The 20,150-nt window shown below is 52.6% G+C and carries 18 protein-coding genes; 9 read left to right on the forward strand and 9 right to left on the reverse strand.

The features are described from left to right. Positions 1-175 precede the first annotated feature (175 nt). The 4 genes from ACO064_RS15895 to msrB form a co-directional block, all read right to left on the reverse strand. Positions 176-1,921 carry a GMC oxidoreductase gene (locus ACO064_RS15895; RefSeq protein WP_421828247.1) on the reverse strand — a complete coding sequence of 582 codons (1,746 nt, stop codon included), beginning with the start codon at positions 1,919-1,921 and terminating at the stop codon, positions 176-178. Between the two features lie 109 nt (positions 1,922-2,030). After that, positions 2,031-2,504: a hypothetical protein gene (locus tag ACO064_RS15900; protein ID WP_421828248.1), complete on the reverse strand. Its 474-nt coding sequence runs from the start codon at positions 2,502-2,504 to the stop codon at positions 2,031-2,033. A gap of 111 nt (positions 2,505-2,615) precedes the next feature. After that, positions 2,616-3,896, reverse strand: coding sequence for a D-alanyl-D-alanine carboxypeptidase/D-alanyl-D-alanine-endopeptidase (locus tag ACO064_RS15905; RefSeq protein ID WP_421828249.1), 1,281 nt, complete (start codon positions 3,894-3,896; stop codon positions 2,616-2,618). Positions 3,897-4,139: 243 nt separating this feature from the next. Continuing rightward, positions 4,140-4,535, reverse strand: a complete 396-nt coding sequence (msrB, locus tag ACO064_RS15910) for a peptide-methionine (R)-S-oxide reductase MsrB (RefSeq protein WP_421831030.1) — start codon at positions 4,533-4,535, stop codon at positions 4,140-4,142. 115 nt (positions 4,536-4,650) lie between these two features. Here msrB and ACO064_RS15915 point away from each other — a divergent pair, with 115 nt between their 5' ends. Both ACO064_RS15915 and ACO064_RS15920 read left to right on the forward strand, forming a co-directional pair. Then, positions 4,651-6,570, forward strand: coding sequence for a RecQ family ATP-dependent DNA helicase (locus ACO064_RS15915; protein ID WP_421828250.1), 1,920 nt, complete (start codon positions 4,651-4,653; stop codon positions 6,568-6,570). A gap of 4 nt (positions 6,571-6,574) precedes the next feature. Then, the gene (locus ACO064_RS15920) at positions 6,575-7,978 is read left to right on the forward strand and encodes a DUF5723 family protein (protein ID WP_421828251.1); all 1,404 of its coding nucleotides are present in this window, start codon (positions 6,575-6,577) and stop codon (positions 7,976-7,978) included. A gap of 89 nt (positions 7,979-8,067) precedes the next feature. Here ACO064_RS15920 and tpiA read toward each other — a convergent pair whose 3' ends face one another. Next, positions 8,068-8,835 carry a triose-phosphate isomerase gene (gene tpiA / locus ACO064_RS15925; protein WP_421828252.1) on the reverse strand — a complete coding sequence of 256 codons (768 nt, stop codon included), beginning with the start codon at positions 8,833-8,835 and terminating at the stop codon, positions 8,068-8,070. A gap of 231 nt (positions 8,836-9,066) precedes the next feature. On the opposite strand from tpiA, the gene ACO064_RS15930 reads away from it, so the two are divergent. Then, positions 9,067-10,320 (forward strand): aspartyl protease family protein, encoded by a 1,254-nt coding sequence (locus ACO064_RS15930; RefSeq protein ID WP_421828253.1) that lies wholly within the window; start codon positions 9,067-9,069, stop codon positions 10,318-10,320. A 153-nt stretch (positions 10,321-10,473) separates the two neighbouring features. Here ACO064_RS15930 and rpmB read toward each other — a convergent pair whose 3' ends face one another. Beyond that, positions 10,474-10,713 (reverse strand): 50S ribosomal protein L28, encoded by a 240-nt coding sequence (gene rpmB / locus ACO064_RS15935; protein ID WP_114408630.1) that lies wholly within the window; start codon positions 10,711-10,713, stop codon positions 10,474-10,476. Between the two features lie 153 nt (positions 10,714-10,866). Continuing rightward, entirely contained in the window at positions 10,867-11,037 is a 171-nt protein-coding gene (locus ACO064_RS15940) for a DUF5522 domain-containing protein (RefSeq protein WP_421828254.1), read from the reverse strand. Positions 11,038-11,151: 114 nt separating this feature from the next. On the opposite strand from ACO064_RS15940, the gene rocD reads away from it, so the two are divergent. From rocD to ACO064_RS15965, 5 genes are all read left to right on the forward strand, one after another. Then, positions 11,152-12,405 carry an ornithine--oxo-acid transaminase gene (rocD, locus tag ACO064_RS15945; protein ID WP_421828255.1) on the forward strand — a complete coding sequence of 418 codons (1,254 nt, stop codon included), beginning with the start codon at positions 11,152-11,154 and terminating at the stop codon, positions 12,403-12,405. Between the two features lie 62 nt (positions 12,406-12,467). Then, complete coding sequence (locus tag ACO064_RS15950) at positions 12,468-13,985, forward strand: carboxylesterase family protein (protein ID WP_421828256.1); 1,518 nt, start codon at positions 12,468-12,470, stop codon at positions 13,983-13,985. A 186-nt stretch (positions 13,986-14,171) separates the two neighbouring features. Then, positions 14,172-14,744, forward strand: coding sequence for an RNA polymerase sigma factor (locus ACO064_RS15955; RefSeq protein ID WP_114408633.1), 573 nt, complete (start codon positions 14,172-14,174; stop codon positions 14,742-14,744). 107 nt (positions 14,745-14,851) lie between these two features. Beyond that, positions 14,852-15,427: a hypothetical protein gene (locus ACO064_RS15960; RefSeq protein WP_421828257.1), complete on the forward strand. Its 576-nt coding sequence runs from the start codon at positions 14,852-14,854 to the stop codon at positions 15,425-15,427. After that, positions 15,402-16,457, forward strand: a complete 1,056-nt coding sequence (locus ACO064_RS15965) for a hypothetical protein (protein WP_421828258.1) — start codon at positions 15,402-15,404, stop codon at positions 16,455-16,457. The genes ACO064_RS15960 and ACO064_RS15965 overlap by 26 nt, the downstream gene beginning before the upstream one ends. On the opposite strand, the gene ACO064_RS15970 is transcribed toward ACO064_RS15965, so the two are convergent. Together ACO064_RS15970 and ACO064_RS15975 are read right to left on the reverse strand one after the other, a co-directional pair. Then, positions 16,451-16,957, reverse strand: a complete 507-nt coding sequence (locus ACO064_RS15970) for a cupin domain-containing protein (RefSeq protein WP_421828259.1) — start codon at positions 16,955-16,957, stop codon at positions 16,451-16,453. The two genes, ACO064_RS15965 and ACO064_RS15970, sit on opposite strands and share 7 nt — an antisense overlap. Positions 16,958-16,990: 33 nt before the next feature. Next, positions 16,991-18,412, reverse strand: a complete 1,422-nt coding sequence (locus ACO064_RS15975; RefSeq protein ID WP_421828260.1) for a M14 family metallopeptidase — start codon at positions 18,410-18,412, stop codon at positions 16,991-16,993. 174 nt (positions 18,413-18,586) lie between these two features. Between ACO064_RS15975 and ACO064_RS15980 the strand changes: the two genes are divergently transcribed. Beyond that, positions 18,587-19,918 carry an APC family permease gene (locus ACO064_RS15980; protein ID WP_421828261.1) on the forward strand — a complete coding sequence of 444 codons (1,332 nt, stop codon included), beginning with the start codon at positions 18,587-18,589 and terminating at the stop codon, positions 19,916-19,918. The last annotated feature ends 232 nt before the right edge of the window (positions 19,919-20,150 follow it).

Consider the following 20,150-nt stretch of genomic DNA (forward strand, 5'->3'; position numbering starts at 1 on the left):
ACGCTGTTGAACCCCTAACGGGGCAGAAGATCGCTTTTTTTTGTTGAATAAAACGCAACAAATGACCAACCCGTCAGCTTGATACGCGATCTCATGACAACCATTTTTAGCCTTCTCTTTCAAACAATTCAATGGGTCGCCTGGCAACCGACTAGTCACTTTATTCAAACGTCTTCTAAATATTCTTCCGCTTGACTTCATCGATCAAATACTCACTCGTGCGCATGGATGCGGCCAGAATGGTCCAGGTGACGTTTTTGTCGCCCTGGGTAACAAACGGGGCGGCATCGACGACGAACAGGTTCTTGACGTCGTGGGCCTGCTGAAACTTGTTCAGTGCCGACTTGGCGGGGTCGTTCCCCATCCGCACCGTTCCGACTTCGTGGATAATCCGGCCGGGAGCCGCCAGTCCGTAGTTCTGCTCTTTGCCGGGTTTGTTGCCCATCGGCATGCCGCCCATCGCTTCGATGATCTGCTCGAACGTGTCCTGCATGTGTTTGGCCTGCTTGACCTCGTTGTCCGACCATTTGTAGTGAAACCGCAGCGTTGGAATTCCGTATTTATCCACGGTATTCGGATCAATTTCGCAGTAATTGCTCTCCAGCGGAATCGGTTCGCCCCGGCCCGACATGCTCACGTAGGCGCCATAAAACCGGCGAACGTCGTCTTTCAATCCGGCACCGTAGCCGCCTGCGGGTTTCATCTTGCCATCGCGTCCGGGAATTTTGCCGTTCAGGGCTTCAATGCCACCTCCAAAACCGTAGCCGGGCATGCCCATGCCGCCCCCGTATTCGATGTGGTAGCCGCGCGGAAAATCCAGTTTTTTGTTATCGAGCCACCAGGGCGTAAAGACGTGCATCCCGCCCACGCCGTCTTCGTTGTAGCGTTTACGATCCATCAAAGCCGGGACAAACCCGGATCGGGAGGCACCGGTGGAATCATTCAGGTATTTACCGACCACGCCACTCGAATTGGCAAGTCCATTCGGAAAACGGGAGGATTTGGAATTGAGCAGCAACCGCGCCGATTCGCAGGTGCTGGCCCCAAGAATGACGGTTTTCCCGTAGACCGATACTTCCTGCATGCTGATCGTATCGACGTAGGAAACACCCGTAGCCAGACCGGTTTTCGCGTCGGTCAGCACTTCCCGCACCATCGCGTTGTTTTGCAGCGTTAAATTACCGGTTTTCATGGCCGGTATACACAGCACCGACGACGACGAGAAATCGGCATAAGCGGAGCAGCCCCGGTTGCACTGGCGACAGTAGAAACACTGCCCGCGCTCTTTGTTAATCGGCTGCGTCAGAATGGACAAGCGCGATGGGATGACGGGAATGCCGATGCCGGTAGCGGCTTTTTTGAGCATCAGCTCGTGCAAACGTGGTTTGGGAGGTGGCAGAAAATGGCCATCCGGTTCGTTGTGCATGTTTTCGACCGACCCGAAAACGCCGATGAGTTTGTCCACCCGGTCGTAGAACGGTTTCATGTCGTCGTAGGTGATGGGCCAGTCGTCGCCGATTCCCGTGAGGGAGCCACGCCGGAAATCGTCGGGGCCGAAGCGCATCGAAATCCGGCCCCAGTGGTTGGTGCGACCGCCCAGCATCCGGGAGCGGAACCAGTGAAAATCGGCACCGGGTTTTGACGAATACGGTTCGCCTTCGATTTCCCAGCCACCCCAGGCAGCATCGAAATCACCGCCCGCCCGCGTGGTGCTGGCTCCGCGCCGGGGCGATTCATACGGCCATTTGAGCTGGGTCATGTATTTTGGATCGGCCGGGTCGAAATACCCGCCAGCTTCGAGGAGCAGCACTTTGGCCCCGGCTTTGGTCAGCATATAAGCCGCCATGCCGCCCCCGGCACCCGATCCGACGACGATGGCGTCGTAAACCGTCGGGGCTTTTTTGAGTTGAAAAAGATCCATTGAACAAGGCTATAGGATAAGGAGTTACCCCAAAAAGCCGTAAAACCGCAGCAACTACTGATGCGGTTTTATGGCTTTTGCTTTTCGTGGATTAGCCGGGTTGAGAAGCTTATAATTTATCAGCATGGCCCCGGTTGGCAGCGGGCTCGGCGGGGTTGATGGTTCGGGAAGGAAGTGGGCTAGCGGGCTTCGTATCCAGCATTTTCTGGTCCCAGAGCGCGATGGAATCGTGGGGGACGTTTAGTTTTGCCAGCTCGTTGACTAATTCGTTATAGGCCCGTTGGTTGAGGCTTTTCAGGCTTTGCAAATCCGCCGGTTTCAGCAGGGCCAGGGTCTCGATGAGCGTCAGTCGCCCCACTTCCGCCAGATTGCAAACCTTCCGGCGTCGGACGATGGAGTAAAACGTCATTCGGGTTTGCACCCGCAGCGGGATTTGTTCGAGGGTGATGGCGGGAATTTCGCTGAGGATCTGTTTTCGCCGTCGGATTTCGCTTTCCAGAAACGACTGCAACCGGATCAGCTCAAGTCCGGAGATGGTCGCGATTTTCTGGCGCAACTGATCAAGGTTATAGTCCTCCTGCATGGTGTGTATGGTCTGATTCGGTGGGGCATTGTGCAGGATCAAAATTAGCGGGTGAAACCGTGGCTTTCAACGGAAATCGCCCGTTTTTTTAGAGAAATTTACGGTATCCATTCAATAGTTCTGGTGAATTTCCGTCAGAAAAGCCGCCGTCCGGTTCCGCATATCGGCCACTGATCCGGCAAAATTGTTGTGCATCATGCTGAACAGCAACAACTTCCCCTTCTTCGTAATCAAATAACCACTCAGGTTATAAACGCCCGTCATCGACCCGGATTTGGCGAAGACGAACGGACGGTCCGTTTTGTAGACCCGCTGAATGGTTCCCGTCGAGCCGCCAATCGCCAGCAACTGAAACAGGCGTTCCTGCGGCACGGTTTTGTAAATCTTCTGTAACAACGCGATAATCGAACGCGGGGTGAACAGATTATACCGCGACAGACCCGAACCGTCGACCCAGTTGGGTTTGTCCGGCAAATCCGCCAGATGGTTTTTCAGGACGGTTTGAATACCCATCGACAGGTTGACGGTATCCTGCACCGACGAACACAGCAGCATCAGGTGTTCGGCCAGGGTGTTGTCGCTGACCTGCAACATCCGTTTGTAAAGAGAGTCGGCGGGTTGGCTATACAGCGTTTTGGCCGAGTGGTCGAAAGGGATGGAAGCCGTGGCAACGTCGCGGTGCAGGGTATCGGCGAGCAATTGTACCGCGAGTTGTGGAGACCAGCGAAAGGGAATGTCCTGATGGAACGGACGCACGGCAGCCGGTCGGTCGAAACGGTTGCGATGCTCGTCGCGCTGAACACTTCTCGAAAATTTTCGCACCGAAACCGCCGACACGCTGTCCTGGAAAAACCGGGGTTCTACGTCCAGACGGGCTATGCGATCTGGCGAAATGAAGCGAACAAAATTGCCGTATAGCGGCAACGGAGCCAATTCCGCCGAATAGTCATCATTGAAATCATCCCAGGCCCAGCCGGGTCCGAAACGCGGGCCGCTGTAGTTGGCCGTTGAAAAGACCAGCCGTTCGGGGCGGTTTCGCAAAAACCGCAACACCGTGGTGTCGGGCAGATTCTGGTTTAAAAGGGAGGGGTCGCCGGTGCCCCAGAAAATCAGGGAATCGGAGCGCGTGACGTAACGCAAAGCCGGGATGGAATCGCCGAGGGTGACTAAACCGGCGTAAAAACTGAACAGCTTGGTGTTGGACGCCGGGGTAAAATACAGATGGGCCTGGTGCTGCACGACCATTTTCTGCTTTTCCCAGTCATACAAGGCAAATCCGGTAGCGTGATCGGTGAGTTGGGGATTCTGGCGAAGCTGACGCTGAATCGGGCGGTAGGTCGAGCAGCCGGTCAGCACCAGCCAAAGGCAGAGGAGGTATACTGGGAATCGCATACCCCAAAATACGGTTTTTTGGATTTAGTATAGCGAACCAGGCCGAATTATAGCCCCAGAGGGGCTGAATGTTACTAGGCCATGCTTTTTCGGGTCGCCAAAAGCTCCGGAGGAGCGCTCTTGTTTTACTTAGGGCGCTCCTCCGGAGCTTTTGAATTTTTAGCGACTTTTCTCTATTAACAGTCAACCCCTCCGGGGTAAAAAAACTCCCAGACTACTAAAAACCGGCGGTTTTTCTGAAAATCATATGGTTTTCAACTTCAGCGATACCGAATTCAGGCAATACCGCAGGCCCGCTGGCGGAGGGCCATCGTTAAAAACGTGGCCGAGGTGGGCGTCGCAAACCGCACACAGCACTTCGACCCGCGACATCCCGTAGGTGTAGTCGTTTTCGAGGTGAATCAATTCCGGATCCATGGGTTCGGTGAAACTGGGCCAGCCCGTGCCGGAATCAAATTTCTGTCTGGATTCGAACAGATCGGTGCCGCAGCAAACGCATTGGTAAACGCCGGGGTCGTGGCTTTCGCAGTATTCGCCCGTAAAGGCCCGTTCGGTCCCCTTTTGGCGTGCAACCCGGTATTGTTCAGGCGTCAGTTGCTGGCGCCATTCTTCATCGGTTTTAATGACTTTTGTGATCATGATTTTTATTTGGTTGTACGCCACTTTTTTCAGCCGATAACTTTTGTAGTCGTCCAGCGAAAGTTCCGTTACGAACATAAACTAATTTTGGATTGATTTATCTTTACGGTTGGTTATGACCATCCACCAAATTCTAAAACAGTTCTGGGGGTACGAGTCGTTCCGGCCTTTGCAGGAGGACATCATTCGCTCCGTGCTCGACCGGCGTGACACGCTCGTGCTGCTGCCCACCGGCGGGGGCAAATCCGTTTGTTTCCAGGTTCCGGCCCTGGCCATGGGCGGTGTTTGCCTTGTTGTAACCCCGCTGATTGCCTTGATGAAAGACCAGGTCGAGCAATTGCGGAAACGCGGCATTTCGGCGGTGGCGATTTATTCGGGCATGCACTGGCGGGAAATCGACCGGGCGCTCGACAATTGCATCTACGGCAACGTCCGGTTTCTGTACGTTTCGCCCGAACGACTCCAGACCGAAATTCTGATTGAACGGGTCAAGCAGATGAAAATTAGTTTGCTGGCCGTCGACGAAGCGCACTGCATTTCGGCCTGGGGCTACGATTTTCGCCCTCCCTATCTCCAGATTGCGGCTTTTCGTGACCTGCTGCCGGGCGTTCCGGTGGTGGCTCTGACGGCTTCGGCTACGCCGGATGTGCAGTCGGATATTGTTGAAAGGCTCGAAATGCGACAGCCGCAGGTGTTCCGTCAAACGTTCGCCCGCAAGAATTTATCGTATTCTGCGTTCTACGAAGAGAATAAAGAAGCCCGCCTGCTGAAAGTGTTGCAGGGCGTTCCGGGTTCGGCCATTGTTTACGTGCGCAGTCGGCGGCAAACGCAGGACGTGGCCGAGTGGCTGCACCACCAGGGCATCCGCGCCGATTATTACCACGCGGGGTTGACGGCGAAGCAACGGTCTGATAAACAGGATGCCTGGGTTCACAACCGTATACGGGTGATCGTGGCTACGAATGCCTTCGGCATGGGAATCGACAAACCGGATGTCCGGACGGTGGTTCACCTGGATGTGCCGGATAGCCTGGAAGCCTATTACCAGGAAGCCGGGCGGGCGGGTCGCGATGAGAAAAAGGCGTATGCGGTTTTGCTGTATAGCCACAAGGACCTAAGCGACATCGAACAGCGGGTTATTCAGCAATACCAGCCGGTTGAGATGCTTCGGCGGGTGTATCAGGCCCTGGCGAACTACGCCAATCTGGCCATTGGCGGGGGCGAATTCTCCGACATTGATTTCGATCTGACGGCGTTTTGTCAGGCGTTTCAATTGCCGGTAACGGATACGCATTATGCGCTGAAACAGTTGCAGTTGGAAGGTTTCATTGAACTAAGTGAAGCGTATTTCAGCCCGTCGAAAGTGATGATTGCGGTAGATAACCGGGCGTTGTATGAGTTTCAGGTCATGAATCCGCACTATGATTCGTTTCTGAAACTGCTGCTGCGGATTTACGGGGGCGAGTTGTTTACCAATTTTGTCAGCATTTCGGAAAGTTCGCTGGCCAAAACCACGCGAATGCCGGAAACCGAGGTCCTTTCGTATCTGGAACAACTGTCGCAACGGTCGATTGTGGTGTATGAAAAACAGAAAGACAAACCGCAACTGACGTTCCTGACCCCGCGTTTCGACGCCCGGAATTTGCCGGTCAACGTCATGCAACTGGAGCAGCGAAAGCAGCGGGATCTGGCCAAAGTGCGGGCGATGATGGATTACGTCCAGAACCCGATTCAGTGCCGTACGCGCTTGTTGCAGGCTTATTTTGGCGAAACGCCCGGCGACGCCTGCGGAATTTGCGACCACTGTTTAAGTCAAAGCCAGAACCCGCCGGATTCCGGTGAACTCCGGCAACGGATTTTGCAGCACCTCGATGCTGCGGGCGGGCAGGGGCTTGCGCCCCGTCTGTTGGCCGATCAGTTGAATCTGACCACCGACCGGCTTTCCGCCGTTCTCCGGCAGATGCTGGCCGACGAACAGTTGCGTATTGATGCTGCCGGTAATTTGCACAGAATGAACACAATGAATCAACGATAAGTAAATGAAAAACTCTGTTTTACGCTTGCTCCTGACCGTTCTGGTGGGTTCTACTTCCTTGATGGTCCGGGCACAATACCAGCCGGGTTTGGTCAGCAGCAACTACGGTGGAATTCACCGGATGCTTCAGAATCCGTCTTCCATTGCCGGTTCGCGGTACAAATTTCAAATCATCGCCTTCACCGGCACATCTTCCGTTAATTCGTTATACACGAAATATGTGTCAAAGGGTCTATTTCAGACAATTCAATTGCCCTATAGCCAGGGACTTAGTTTGCCCCTTCGAACGATTGGCTCCATCACGGATGCGCCCCGAACCACGTCGTATTCCGAGATTATGGGGCCGTCCATTTTACTCAATGTCGACGGCAACCAGACGATTGCGCTGCACACCCGGATGAAAAGTTACCTGTATGGTTCCACTTTGCCTGAAAACTTGACCGAGGCCTATCGCAACCGGCTTTTTTACAGGAATTTACAGCCGTCGGCGGGGAGTATGGATTTTAACCTGGCGCACAACAGCTACGGTGAAATTGGCCTGACCTACGGGTTGCAGGTTTTCGACGGGCATTGGCACCGGTTGAATGTGGGGGCTACGGTTCGGCGGATTGTGGGGGCGCAGCTCAGTTACCTGAACGCCCGGGGCAATTACGCGATTCTTCAAAACAACGGCGATGTGGAGAAAACGCTGGACATCACCAATCTGCAATATGAACTCGGCCAAACGACACCCCGCAAGGATTTTGGTCTTTCGTCGGTTTTTTCCAGCGCCTACGGCAGTGGTTGGGGATATGATCTTGGGGCTACCTATGAAATCGGCCGCCGAACCACCGGAAAGAGCTATGAATCGTATGCATCGACGAAAGACCCGCGCCCGGCCTACTGGCTTCGGTTATCGGCGGCTTTGATGAATGGCGGAAGTATTAGATACCCGGCGGGTCAGTCGGTAACCGGCAGCGGTCGGTTGACGTTCCAGCAGGAAGAGCTGGAAAAATTCGGCAACGCGCCGACAGATTATCTGACGACTAAATCCGACAACATTCCGCAGTCGTATGATCCTGGAAAGGTTGCATTGCCCCGCATGGTGCATTTTGAAGCGGATATGCGGCTGATGCCTTCCTTTTTCGTCAACGGCTTGTTGATGAAAAACCTGTCGGCGGCTTCAGCGACTCAGATGCCAAACATGCTGATTATCACGCCCCGATTTGAAGATGAGGACGTTGAATTTGGCCTGCCGATTTCCATTATCGGTGCTGACAGCCGGGTTGCCGTCGGCATGTCAACCCGCTTAGGCCCCATCACGCTCGGTTTCAGCGACATGGGACGGCTTTTCAGCAAGAAGGGGGAGAACCGAAGTTCCATCGCCTGGATCGGCTTCTCCGTCTGGAAATGGCGGCAAAAGAATTAAGAGTGAAGAGTTGGCCGCCCATGCGGTTGGCTGACGCATTTGTTTTAAGCTTGCGTCAGCCAACCGCACGGGCGGCCAACTCTTCACTCTTAATTCTTAACTCCCTTCACGACGAGGGTGAATTCGCGGGATTTCAGGGAAGCACCGCCAATCAGCCCGCCGTCAACATCCGGTTGGGCGAAGAGTTCGGCCGCATTTTTTTCGTTAGCACTTCCTCCGTATAGAATCGAGGTGTTGTCGGCCACTTCCTGGCCGTATTGGCTGGCGATGTGTTGCCGCAGCATGGCGTGCATTTCCTGCGCCTGGTCCGAGGTGGCCGTTAGGCCCGTGCCGATGGCCCAGATGGGTTCGTAAGCAATGACGATGCTGGCAAACTGCTCCGGGGAAAGGTGGAACAGGCTTTCGGTCAGTTGAGCGCGTACAAAATCCAGGTGGACTTCGGTTTGGCGTTGTTCCAGCGACTCACCGCAGCAGAAAATAGGGGTGAGACCATTGGCTAGCGCAATGTTCACTTTTTCAGCCAGTTGAGCGTTCGTTTCGCCGAAATACTGCCGCCGTTCGCTGTGGCCCAGAATCACATACCGAACCCCGAGTGACTTCAGCATGGGAGCCGAAATTTCACCTGTATATGCTCCGGAAGCCTTTTCGTGGCAGTTCTGAGCGCCCAGTGCCACCCGCGTCTGGCCTTCCAGATAGGGTTTGAGCGTGGTGAGGTAAAGAGCCGGGGGACACAGCACGACATTAACCTCTCCCGTCACCTCATCTTTGATCATATTGACCACTTCCGACACCAACGCGACAGCTTCGTCGAGCGTCTTGTTCATTTTCCAGTTTCCGGCAACAATTTTTTTACGCATTGGTTATTGGATGGTTTAAGCCCTGATTACGAATCGAATACAAAAAACAGGGTGCCTCTAAACTTAATTTTACGGTTTCTTGTTCAGCCACTCGCAGGACGAAATTAGCGGTTTTTCAACAGCATTTGCCATTCAAATAAAAAGTATAAAAATTGTTAAGCAACGATTTTTAAAAAATTGTGTTATTAGACAAAATAGTTGTACCTTTCTTACGTATTCACAAAAAAAGCCATGAAGCTGTTTGTCATTTTCTTCGGATTACTGCTTTGCTGGCAGGGGGGGCTAGCAGGCAATGACGAGCTGAGTGAGCGATATGGGTATTTCATTGCCAATAACCGGAAGCAAACCCGGATTCCGTTCCAACTGCATTCCAATCTGATCATCGTTCCGATTCAGATTAATAATTCGGACACACTCCACTTTATTCTGGATACCGGCGTTAGTTCGGTAATTATCACCGATCCCACGGCCATCCGGCGGCAACCCCTGCGTTTTACCCGAAAAGTAAAACTAACCGGTGCCGGCGAGGGCGGTCAACTGATGGCGTCAGTAGCCATCGACAATTTGCTGATGATGGGGCACATGCGGGCAACGCATCAAAATATCGTCGTGCTGGATGACGACATTCTCCGCTTGTCGGAATACGTCGGCGTTCCCATTCACGGCATTTTTGGCTACGAAGTGTTCAATAATTTTGTAGTAACCATTGATTTTCAGCGTCGGGAATTGGTGTTGAATACGCCCAAAAACTACCGCTATCGCCGGTCGCACGGTTCGCGTTATCCCATCGCGATTCAGGATACAAAACCGTATACTGATGTGATGGCATTGCTCGAAGGTGGCAAGACACTGCCCATTCGGGTGGTGATCGATACGGGTGCGGGCCACGCGCTGCTCATCAATCGCAGCAATGGCGACGACATTCGGCTGCCCGACAAGGTAATGCGGGCGCAACTGGGCCGGGGGTTAAGTGGCGTTATCAACGGGAACCTGGGCCGGATTGAAAAAATCCGTTTGGGAAATTTCGAAATGGACAATGTCGTAGCGTCTTTCCCCGATAGTACGTCGTTTGGCCTGAAAATTGCCGAACATGCCGCCGAACGAAATGGCAATTTGGGTTGCGAAATTCTGCGCCGGTTCCGGGTTACGTTCAATTATCAGGATAAATACATGGTTCTGAAGCCCATCAAACGCATCCTGAAGCAATCGTTCGAACACGACATGAGCGGACTCGAACTAAAAGCGCGCGGGGATAATTTCCGCAATTATTACATTGAGAAGGTAATGGACGACTCACCGGCCAGCCGATCCGGGTTGAGGGACGGAGATGAAGTTCTGTTTATCAACAACCTGCCAGCGGGCGACTTGAACGTGAGCGAGATCTACAAGATGCTGCAAAAAGGCGAAGGCAAGGAAGTCAGCATCCTTGTTCGGCGCAATGGCAATATCGTTTTTGCACAATTTGCGTTGAAGCGAATGATTTAGAACGCTAAAAACCAGTAAAACGCAAAATACAGGCGAATGAATGTGAAAGAATGATCTTTCCATTTATTCGCCTGTATTTTGCGTTTTACCTAAAAAGTGACCTGATCTCGCAGGAGCCAGCCACCCGGAAAACCGTCAACTACCGTGATTTACTTAAACAGACAGCGTTCCTTTGCTGTGTGCGTCTTTCAACACGGCTTCAAGGCCTTTCTTGTTGATGGTACGCATGGCCGAAGTAGCGACCTTTAACGTAATCCATGCTCCCTGAGACTCAAGGAAGAAACGTTTCTTCTGCAAGTTGGGATAAAACTTCCGTTTTGTTCTATTGTTAGCGTGTGATACGTTGTTACCAACCCGCGTCCGCTTTCCTGTAATTTGACAAACTCGTGCCATGACAATACCTGTTTCTGAATGAGCCTGCAAAATTGGGGAATATTTTATTTAAATACAACCGTAATGAGTTAAAAGTTAAGAATTAAGAGTTATAACAAGACCGGCGTAAATAAATCATGCGTCAGCCAACCCTTCATTTTTAACTCAGCACTCTCAACCCTTAACTCCCCCCCGCCAGGGACAGTGTTTGCAGCCATTTTTGCAGCAGTAGCCGCGTTTGAGGTGATAAACCGTTGTGAAAACGACGTAGCCCTGTTCGTTGTAGTAGTAATCTTCATCATCCAGCCCGTCAATTTTGGGCTTTTTGGGGTTAGTAGTCGGCATTGTTTGTCTGACTGAGCAAGGAAGTGTAATTTTGAAACCATTGATTGCCCATCGGCCTGGCCCTAAAATTACGCATCTGCCAACAATTTACCCACTCACCTCCCACATAGCACTATGGAAACTCTACCAACGATATCGGCGACCCAACAGGCCATTGACCTGGAATGGAAATACGGCGCGCACAATTATAAACCGGTTCCGGTTGTGCTGAATCGCGGAGAAGGCATTTTTCTCTGGGATGTGGAAGGGCGAAAATACTTCGATTTTCTGTCGGCCTACAGCGCGGTTAGTCAGGGGCATTGCCACCCCCGTATCATCAATGCGCTGGTTGAACAGGCCCAGCGGCTGACGCTGACCTCCCGGGCTTTTCATACGGATCAATTGGGCGTGTGTGAAAAATACCTATGTGACTATTTTGGCTATGATAAAGTCTTAATGATGAACTCGGGCGCGGAGGGTGGCGAAACCGCCCTGAAGCTGACGCGGAAGTGGGCCTACAAAGTGAAAGGGATTCCGCAGAACCAGGCGAAAACGGTGTATGCAACCGGCAACTTCTGGGGCCGGACGCTGGCGGCCATTTCGTCGTCGACCGATCCTGAAAGCACCAATGATTACGGACCGCTGTTGCCGGGGTATCTGTTGATTCCGTACAATGATCTGAATGCACTGGAGGCTATTTTTCGGAAAGAACCCCACATTGCCGGGTTTATGGTGGAGCCGATTCAGGGCGAAGCCGGGGTGGTGGTGCCAGACGAAGGGTATTTGAAAGGCGTTCGGGAATTGTGTACAAGATATAATGTGCTATTCATTGCCGACGAGGTGCAAACCGGCATCGGACGAACCGGCAAACGGCTGGCCTGCGATCACGAAAATGTAAAACCGGATTTATTGGTGCTGGGCAAAGCCCTGTCTGGCGGAACCATGCCGGTTTCGGCGGTTTTGGGAAGCGACGAAGTGATGTTGACCATCAAACCGGGGGAACACGGTTCGACTTACGGCGGAAACCCCTTGGCCTGCGCCGTGACGATGGAAGCGTTGCGCGTTGTTGAAGATGAGAAGCTGGCCGAGAATGCTGCAACTATGGGTGAGGTTTTTCGGAGCCGCATGAATGTGCTGGTTGACAAAACGGAAATGGTGAAACTGGTGCGCGGAAAAGGCTTGTTGAATGCCATCGTTATTGGCGAACATCCGGCTTACGGCGAAAAAACGTCCTGGGAAATTTGCCTGCGGCTGAAAGACAAGGGCTTACTGTGCAAACCGACCCACGGCGACAAAATCCGGTTTGCTCCGCCTTTGGTCATTACCAACGAACAGATGCACGAAGCGTGCGATCTGATTGAACAGACAATTCTGGAATTAGAACCCTAAAATCAGGCGGGTTGCTCAACGTTGACGCCATACATAATTTCTCCACGTTAAAAGTCAGCGCCATGAGCCAACTCTATGCCCGTTTATTCGTCATTTTTGCCGTATTCGGTTTTACAACCAAGGCGGTTGCCCAACTTCCCGACTGCGACGCCCAGCGGTATTCTACGGATATTTTTCCGGCGGTAACCGTCACCACCAGTGTCACTTACGGACAGAATGTTACTGTCGGTGGGGTTACAAAAACGCTGCTGGCGGATGTGTATCAGCCTGCTGGCGATGTGTCGACCCGGCGTCCGCTGATTATTCTGGCCTTTGGCGGCTCCTTTCTGGGCGGACAACGTACGGATATGGATAGTTATGCCCGTAAATTTGCCCAAAAAGGCTACGTGGTCGCCACCATTGATTACCGATTATACGATGGAAGTCTGTTTGCGTATATAAATCAGTCGGTATTTATGGATGAAGTGGTAAAAGCTGTGTCGGATATGAAAGCGGCCGTACGGTTTTTCCGGAAGGATGCTTCTACCGTCAACACCTACGGCATTGAACCCAATTACATCATCATAGGCGGTTATTCGGCCGGAGCCATAACGGCCCTTCATGCCGGTTATGTCGATGCTGCCGAAATACCGGCTTATCTGGCCCCGGTTTTTGCTGCCAATGGCGGCATCAATGGCAATACCGATCACCCCGTTAGTTCGGCGGCCGGTTATTCGTCCGACGTACAGGGTGTCTGGAGTTTGTCGGGTGCGATCGATGCCCAAAACTACATCGATGCCTGTGATCCTCCCTTGTTTATGACCCACGGCGACCAGGATGCGGTGGTTCCCTACGGCGCCGGTTTTCTGACCTCACCGCCCCAGGTTCCCGTGGTGGTCAATATTACACCGGTATTTGGAAGTTCTGTTCTGGCCACCCAGGCTACGGCCGCCGGTGTACCCAATCAATTGTATACGGTTGCTGGTGGAGACCACAATGCCATTTATGCCAATGCGGCTGTTCTTGCTCAAATCGACCAGCAGGGAAGCCTTTTTTTAAAACAAAATATTGTGTGCTCAAGCAATACATGCGTCAATGTTTCACCTGCTGATAGCCAAACCGTTTGTGAAGGCAGTACGGTGGCGTTGAGTGCGTCGGTTACCTGCGGAACCAGTCCGGCCTACACCTGGAGCGGGCCGAATGCGTTTACCAGCACCAGTGCCAATCCGTCGATTCCGAATGCGACAACGGCCGCCAGCGGCAGTTACACCGTTATTGTCAGTGATGCCGGGAAATGTTCCGGTACTGCCGTTGTTGAGGTACTTGTTTCCCCAAAACCGCAACTCACGCTTCTGCCCGGTTCTGTGTCGCTGACGGGTTGTAATTGCAATACCTCGACGGTTGTAGCCAGGGCGACTCCCGTCGGAGCAACCATCACCTGGACCCGAACGCCGGGCGGAAATCCCTTGCCCGATGCGGGCAGCGGCATCAATCAGGTCACCATTACCCAGTCGCTGCCTTCAGGCAATTTTACCTACCAGTTTACCGCTACGCTAAACGGTTGTCAAACCGCCGGTTCGATCCCGGTTTTGGTCCCCTGATAACGATCTATGTCAGGGCTAACCCGATTGGGTAATCCTTTTTTTTCTTCATATGAAATTTTTCAAAAACGGTCGGTAAGCGGTTTTAGTACAGTGCGTTGAAAAAAAATAATACCTTGTGCAACGTTGACCCATCATGCCGTGTCATTGAGAAGAAATTCAGCCGCATCCGATTCCTCAGGCCGCTTGGAAACAAAGTTGTATATAGACCGACATGTCGAACTCGTAGAAAGGTGTAAACAAGGTGAAAGACGTGCTCAATACGAATTGTATAAGCACTATTCGAAAGCCATGTTCAACGTCTGTATGCGCATCCTGAACCACGTTGGGGAGGCCGAGGATGTGTTGCAGGAAGCCTTTCTGGATGCTTTCAATAATCTCCACTCGTTCCGGAATCAATCGACGTTTGGAGCGTGGTTGAAGCAAATTGTCGTCAACCGGGCTATTAACCACCTGCGGAGCCGAAAAAGCCGCGCCGGTCTCCAATGGGTCGATCTCGACTCGCAGCGTCTGGGGGAAGATGATGGCCTGGATGTGGCCGACACCGAACCGTTTGACGAGGACGGGATTCAACTGGAAGTCGATCGGGTGCGCCAGACCATGCAGGGACTGCCGGAAGGCTATCGGGTGGTTTTATCGTTGTATTTGTTCGAAGGCTATGATCATGAGGAAATCGGAGCCGTACTGGGCATCAGCGAAACCACCTCCCGAACGCAGTACATGCGGGCTAAAAAACGGCTTTTGGAACTGTTAAAATAAATTGTGAATGAGTGATTGAGCGAATGAGCGAATAGTTTTGCCAATTTTTTACTCTCTGCGGAGCTATTCGCTCATTCACTCAATCACTCATTCGCTCATTGAACATGATGAAAGACAAATTAGAACGATTTGTCCGGGATAACCGGGAAGATTTCGATGTATTTGAGCCCCGCGCAGATTTATGGAAAGATCTGGAGAAAGGGCTCGGGCACAAAGAACGGCCGTTGTGGCAACGTCCATTGGGATGGTCAGGCTTGAACGCGTCCCGCCGGAGGGTCTGGCAGATGGCAGCCACTGTTCTGCTGGTTCTCGGTCTGGGCGGTTTCTGGTATGTCAACCAGAAGTATGGTGTGACGGAGCAGCCCGATATGATGGCGCTCAATCCGACCTATGCCCGAACCGTGCAACAGTATACCCGTCTGATTGAAGGCAAACGGGGCGAATTGAAAACGGTTCTGGAAAGCAATCCGGCTCTCTACCAACAGTTTGCGTCTGATTTGGACCGGCTGGAGAAAACCTACCAGAACTTAAAGCAGGAGCTTCCAAAAACGCCTAATCAGGAAATGATGATTCAGGCGATGGTACAAAACCTGAAAACCCAAATCGACTTGCTAAACCAGCAGTTGATGATTATTCAGCGTATTAAGCAACAAAACAATGAAACGAATAAACTTCCTGTGTAATTTTCTGCTGGTCAGCACCTTGTCTGTCGGTCTGGTTATGGCCGAAAACACGGAACTGGGCGAGCGGAAAAAGACGATCGTAAAAGTATACGACGTGACGTCCAAAGATCACTTAATGGTTGAAAATCAGTTTGGTAATGTGAATATCAACTTGTGGAACCGGGATGAAATCCGGGTAGACATTACCATCAAAGCGAGTTCAAGTTCCGAAGACCGTGTTCAGAAATACCTCGATGCGGTCGACATCAGCGAAAAACGCAACGGCGACCAGATTAGTCTGAAAACCACCATCGATAAAAGCGGTTTTGGCGGAAACTGGATCATGAACCGCAACAAAGACGGCGAGAAGAACTTTGTTCAGATCGATTACCAGGTGTCCATGCCGAAAACCAACGCGTTGACGGTGAAAAACTCCTTCGGAAACACGACCATTCCGACGTTCAGCGCTCCCTTGACCATCAATCAGCAGTACGGTAATTTCTCGACTACGGAGCTGAATGGCAACCAGGTCGATGTGGACGTACGGTTCGGGAAAGCCGATATTCAGGAAATGGGCAATGGGAAACTGAACATTCAATATTCAAAACTGCAACTGGAGAAGGCCAACAACATCAACCTGAACAACCAGTTTGGCGGACTTTGGATTGGTGAAGTAAGCCGACTCGATGGCAAAATCGGCTATTCGGGTGCCAAAATCGGAACGATCAAACAGTCGTGCAACATCAAACTGGATTTCTCAGGCGGTTTCAAAATCGACCAACTGAACAAATCGGTTGATAACATCGACATCCAGGCCAATTATTCGTCGGTCGTTTTGCCGATGGCGCAGACCAACGACTACAATTTTGACGTGACCGTGAGCTATGGCGGGTTCAAATATCCTTCCGATGGCCGGATCATGATCAACGCCCAGCCCAACGACGACGATCGGGGAGTGAAACTGAAGAAGCAGTACAGCGGTAAAGTGGGAAAAGGAACCGCCACCAAAGTCCGCGTGGTGTCAACCTTCGGCGACGTGAAATTTCAATAGGGCGTAAGCAATTCAATCACTTCCCGGCACTGCGGATAGTCGTTTAACAACTCCGTCCGGTTGGCCAGCTCAAAATCGGCAAAGTCAAATCCCGGCGCCACGGTGCAGCCCACCAGCGAATAGGCGGTTTCCGGTGCTGGTTTCGAGCCAAACCAGCACCCGGCTGGCACAACGGCCTGAAAAACTTCACCGCGTTCCGGATTATTCCCCAACCGAATGATTTCCAGTTCGCCCGACGGATGAATGACGTAGACCAGCAGCGGGCCACCGGCGTAGAAATGCCACATTTCGTCGGCCTGAATGCGGTGCAGCGCCGACAGGTTGTGGCTTTCCAGCAAAAAGAAAATACCGGTGCTGAAACTACGCTCTCCGGAAAACCGGGGGGGGAGGGCATCATGCGGTATTTTTTCGGCGGAGCGGTAGGTTTCGGCAAAATAACCGCCTTCGGGATGGGCTTGCATCCGGTAGGCGTCGATCCAGTATTGCGCGGGAAAATTCATGAAAGGGTTCGGTTGGGTAAAGCGGCAGGATGATTATTCCACCACGCCGGTGCCTAGTTGATTGGAATTGTTGCTGACATCCAGCCAGAATCCGTTGACGAAAACATACCGCAACTGATTGCCCCGGCGCAGCACAAAGGTCGGAATCCGGCCGGTCTGAATGGGTCGGGCGGCCGAGGTCGTGGGTTGGAGCACATGAACCGGCGCCAGGTGCGTGGTCGCCCGCGACGGTGTGGCCAGCCGGAACGTCGTCACGCCTTTCTGTACGAGTGAATCCAGTTTGTATTTTTTCAAATCCGCCATCGAACGCAGCGTGTCCGGGTGAATCTGCCCCGGCGAAACCGTTAAACCGGTCGCGTCGATTTCTTCAATTCCGAAAAAGGTGGACAAATCGCCAAAATCGTCGATGGAACTGCGGTAGCCAAACGTGGCGGCATTGCCGACGTTCACTTCATACCGGTTGATACCGATATCGACCGTGACCGGTTTTCCGCCCCGCATGATCTGCGCTTTCCGAATCAGCACGTCGAACAAATACCGCTCGTTTTCGGGAATGGTGTTGTATTCCGAACGCGATTCGGTCTTGTACGAATCCGTCGCAATGGCCTGTAAAGCCGTCAGAATGGACACGTAATTCAGTTTGCGGATGAATTGCTTCTCGGGGTCGTTCGGATAACCGCCCGATTCGATCAGAATCAGCGTCGTTCCCCATTTCTGGATGTTGTCGCCGAAGGCGCGCGGCTCAAATTCGTCGGAATACCGTCCGACACCCCCCGGAATAAATTGCTGCAAAACCCGGTTCATGCCCACGATCAACTGCATCGACCGTTCGCGCACGGGATTGATGTTCCGGGCTTCGTCATAAGCCGTCGCCAGAAACGAAATGGTGGCTTGTTTGGGCGTATGGCCAACGCTGTAGCGGGTGCTTTGGTCGTGGAGGTTGAAGCCCACCTCCGGTTTCAGTGATTGCTGTAAGCCTTTCAAAATCACCGATTCCGGCGATTGCAGCCGCAACGCATCCCGGTTCAGATCAATATCCAGGGCGTTCCGGCGCTGGTACCGTTCGGCACCGTCGGGGTTCAGCATGGGTACAAAATAGAGCGTCGTTTCGGCCAGCAGTTTGGTTTTGAACTCCTCAAATTCTCCATCGGCCCGAAGCAGGTTGAAGATGTCGAAAATCGCCATCGTTGCCGAGGGTTCGTCGCCGTGCATCTGCGACCACAGCAGCACTTTCCGTGGCCCGGTGCCAATTTTAATCATCTGAATCGGCCGTTTCTCGACGGATTCGCCCACTTTCGTAATGTCAAACCGGCTGTCGGTTTTTAGCTTGTCGATGAGCGGTAAAATATCGGCCTGCTTGAACCGGCGGTGGGTGAGGGCCGTATCGCGGTACGTATCGTACGTATCGAATAAGTGCCGGGAGAAGGTCAAATCCTGACTGTATGCGGTGGTCATTATGACTAAATTAAACGCAAAGATCGAAAAGGCGGTAGTGGATTTCAACATCTTTGTCGTTCGTTTATCCTGTGAATTCTGTAAAAAAACCGATCGAAACGGATTCGGGATCGTTTCTGTCAAATCTGACGCTAAAAATAGCCGGTTTTTGGCGAAAAAGCCTATTATTGTAGCATGACACCCCCCGAAACAAACCGTCCCTCCCAACTTCTCCGCCTGTTGGGCGTAGGCTTCGGCGTTGCCGTCACCATTGGTGGCACCATCGGCACCGGCATTCTCCGCCGACCCGGCACCATTGCGCAGGAGTTGGGGCAACCGTCGCTCGCGTTGCTGGTGTGGGCGCTGGTGGGGGTTTACGCGCTAATTGGCTCGCTACAGGTGATCGAACTGGGCACGATGATTCCGAAAGCGGGGGCGTGGTATGTGTTTGCGCGCCGGGCATTTGGTGATTACGTCGGGTTTGTGATCGGGATCAGTAGCTGGCTTGGGAGCATTGCGGCCATGGCCTTTGGCGCGGCTGTGATGGGGGAGTACATTGCGCTTCTGGTGCCGCCCCTGACGGGCTACATTAAAATGATCGCAATTGGAATTCTGCTGGCTTTCACGGCGTTTCACCTGATCGGCGTCCGGCTCGCCAGCCGGGCGCAGGAGGTCATGAGTTTCATCAAGGCGCTGGGTTTACTGGCTTTTGTAGTCATCTGCTTCGCCTACACGCCCGACGAACCGCTGCAATTTTCCGGCGACAACACCATTCCCATCGAAGGGTCGCTGCTGGTGGGTATTCTGGCGGCTTTGCAATCGGTTTTTTATACCTACGACGGCTGGCACACGGCGGCTTATTTCACGGAAGAAGACATCAATCCGAACAAAAACCTGCCGCGTTCGATGATGATCGGCGTTTCGTTGATCATCGGAATTTATCTGCTGGTCAATCTGGCGTTGTTTCATGTGCTGCCCATCGAGCAACTGGCCCAATCGAAACTCCCGGCGGCCGACGCGGTTCAGGTGCTTTTTGGCCCCGCCAGCGCGAAAGTGGTGACGCTGCTGCTCATGATTTCGATTATGGGGATCATCAACGCGCAGATCATGTTCAACCCGCGGGTGTTGTTTGCCATCAGCCGTGACGGGTTGTTTGCCAAAGCCTTCACCCGCGTGAATGCCGGTGGAACACCCGCTCCGGCCATGTTTCTGACCGTCGCCATGTCGATTCTGATGATTGTGACCGGAACCTACAGCAAATTGTCGGACGTAGCCTCATTCTTTTTCGTGCTCTGTTACGCAGCGGCTTTTGCTTCGCTGATCCGTTTGCGAAAAACCGCCCCGGAGCTTCCGCGCCCGGTCCTGGCCTGGGGTTATCCGCTGACGACCTGGCTGATGCTGCTGGCGTCGCTGGCGTTTCTGGTGGGGGTTATTTACAGCGATCTCTACAGCAGTGCCTACGCCGTCGGGTTCATCATCCTGAGTTATCCACTGTTTTTGCTGGTAAAGCGACTGAATCGCCCTTGATGTTGGATTCAAACTACTGCTAGAAATGAGTCATCCCTACGGGATTTATTTCACTCAATCTGCCCTGTCTCAGCGGGTTAAAACCCACTGCTACAATATGAATCATCCCTACGGGATTTTAGACATTCGATCTTCATGTGATTAGGCAGGTTAAAAACTTACGCTACAATATGCTTCATCCCTCCGGGATGACCTAAGGCCCAAAATCCCGGAGGGATGAAGCATATTGTAG

The sequence above is a fragment of the Larkinella sp. genome, assembly GCF_965227735.1.
In the GTDB taxonomy this organism is placed as follows: domain Bacteria; phylum Bacteroidota; class Bacteroidia; order Cytophagales; family Spirosomataceae; genus Larkinella.

Coding starts and splice junctions, on each gene's coding strand:
- ACO064_RS15940 (WP_421828254.1), bottom strand. CDS start 11,037: ATGCCGACTACTAACCCCAAAAAGCCCAAAATTGACGGGCTGGATGAT.
- ACO064_RS15915 (WP_421828250.1), top strand. CDS start 4,651: ATGACCATCCACCAAATTCTAAAACAGTTCTGGGGGTACGAGTCGTTC.
- ACO064_RS15980 (WP_421828261.1), top strand. CDS start 18,587: ATGACACCCCCCGAAACAAACCGTCCCTCCCAACTTCTCCGCCTGTTG.
- ACO064_RS15895 (WP_421828247.1), bottom strand. CDS start 1,921: ATGGATCTTTTTCAACTCAAAAAAGCCCCGACGGTTTACGACGCCATC.
- ACO064_RS15900 (WP_421828248.1), bottom strand. CDS start 2,504: ATGCAGGAGGACTATAACCTTGATCAGTTGCGCCAGAAAATCGCGACC.
- ACO064_RS15975 (WP_421828260.1), bottom strand. CDS start 18,412: ATGACCACCGCATACAGTCAGGATTTGACCTTCTCCCGGCACTTATTC.
- ACO064_RS15960 (WP_421828257.1), top strand. CDS start 14,852: ATGAAAGACAAATTAGAACGATTTGTCCGGGATAACCGGGAAGATTTC.
- ACO064_RS15965 (WP_421828258.1), top strand. CDS start 15,402: ATGAAACGAATAAACTTCCTGTGTAATTTTCTGCTGGTCAGCACCTTG.
- ACO064_RS15930 (WP_421828253.1), top strand. CDS start 9,067: ATGAAGCTGTTTGTCATTTTCTTCGGATTACTGCTTTGCTGGCAGGGG.
- ACO064_RS15970 (WP_421828259.1), bottom strand. CDS start 16,957: ATGAATTTTCCCGCGCAATACTGGATCGACGCCTACCGGATGCAAGCC.
- ACO064_RS15920 (WP_421828251.1), top strand. CDS start 6,575: ATGAAAAACTCTGTTTTACGCTTGCTCCTGACCGTTCTGGTGGGTTCT.
- rocD (WP_421828255.1), top strand. CDS start 11,152: ATGGAAACTCTACCAACGATATCGGCGACCCAACAGGCCATTGACCTG.
- msrB (WP_421831030.1), bottom strand. CDS start 4,535: ATGATCACAAAAGTCATTAAAACCGATGAAGAATGGCGCCAGCAACTG.
- rpmB (WP_114408630.1), bottom strand. CDS start 10,713: ATGGCACGAGTTTGTCAAATTACAGGAAAGCGGACGCGGGTTGGTAAC.
- tpiA (WP_421828252.1), bottom strand. CDS start 8,835: ATGCGTAAAAAAATTGTTGCCGGAAACTGGAAAATGAACAAGACGCTC.
- ACO064_RS15905 (WP_421828249.1), bottom strand. CDS start 3,896: ATGCGATTCCCAGTATACCTCCTCTGCCTTTGGCTGGTGCTGACCGGC.
- ACO064_RS15950 (WP_421828256.1), top strand. CDS start 12,468: ATGAGCCAACTCTATGCCCGTTTATTCGTCATTTTTGCCGTATTCGGT.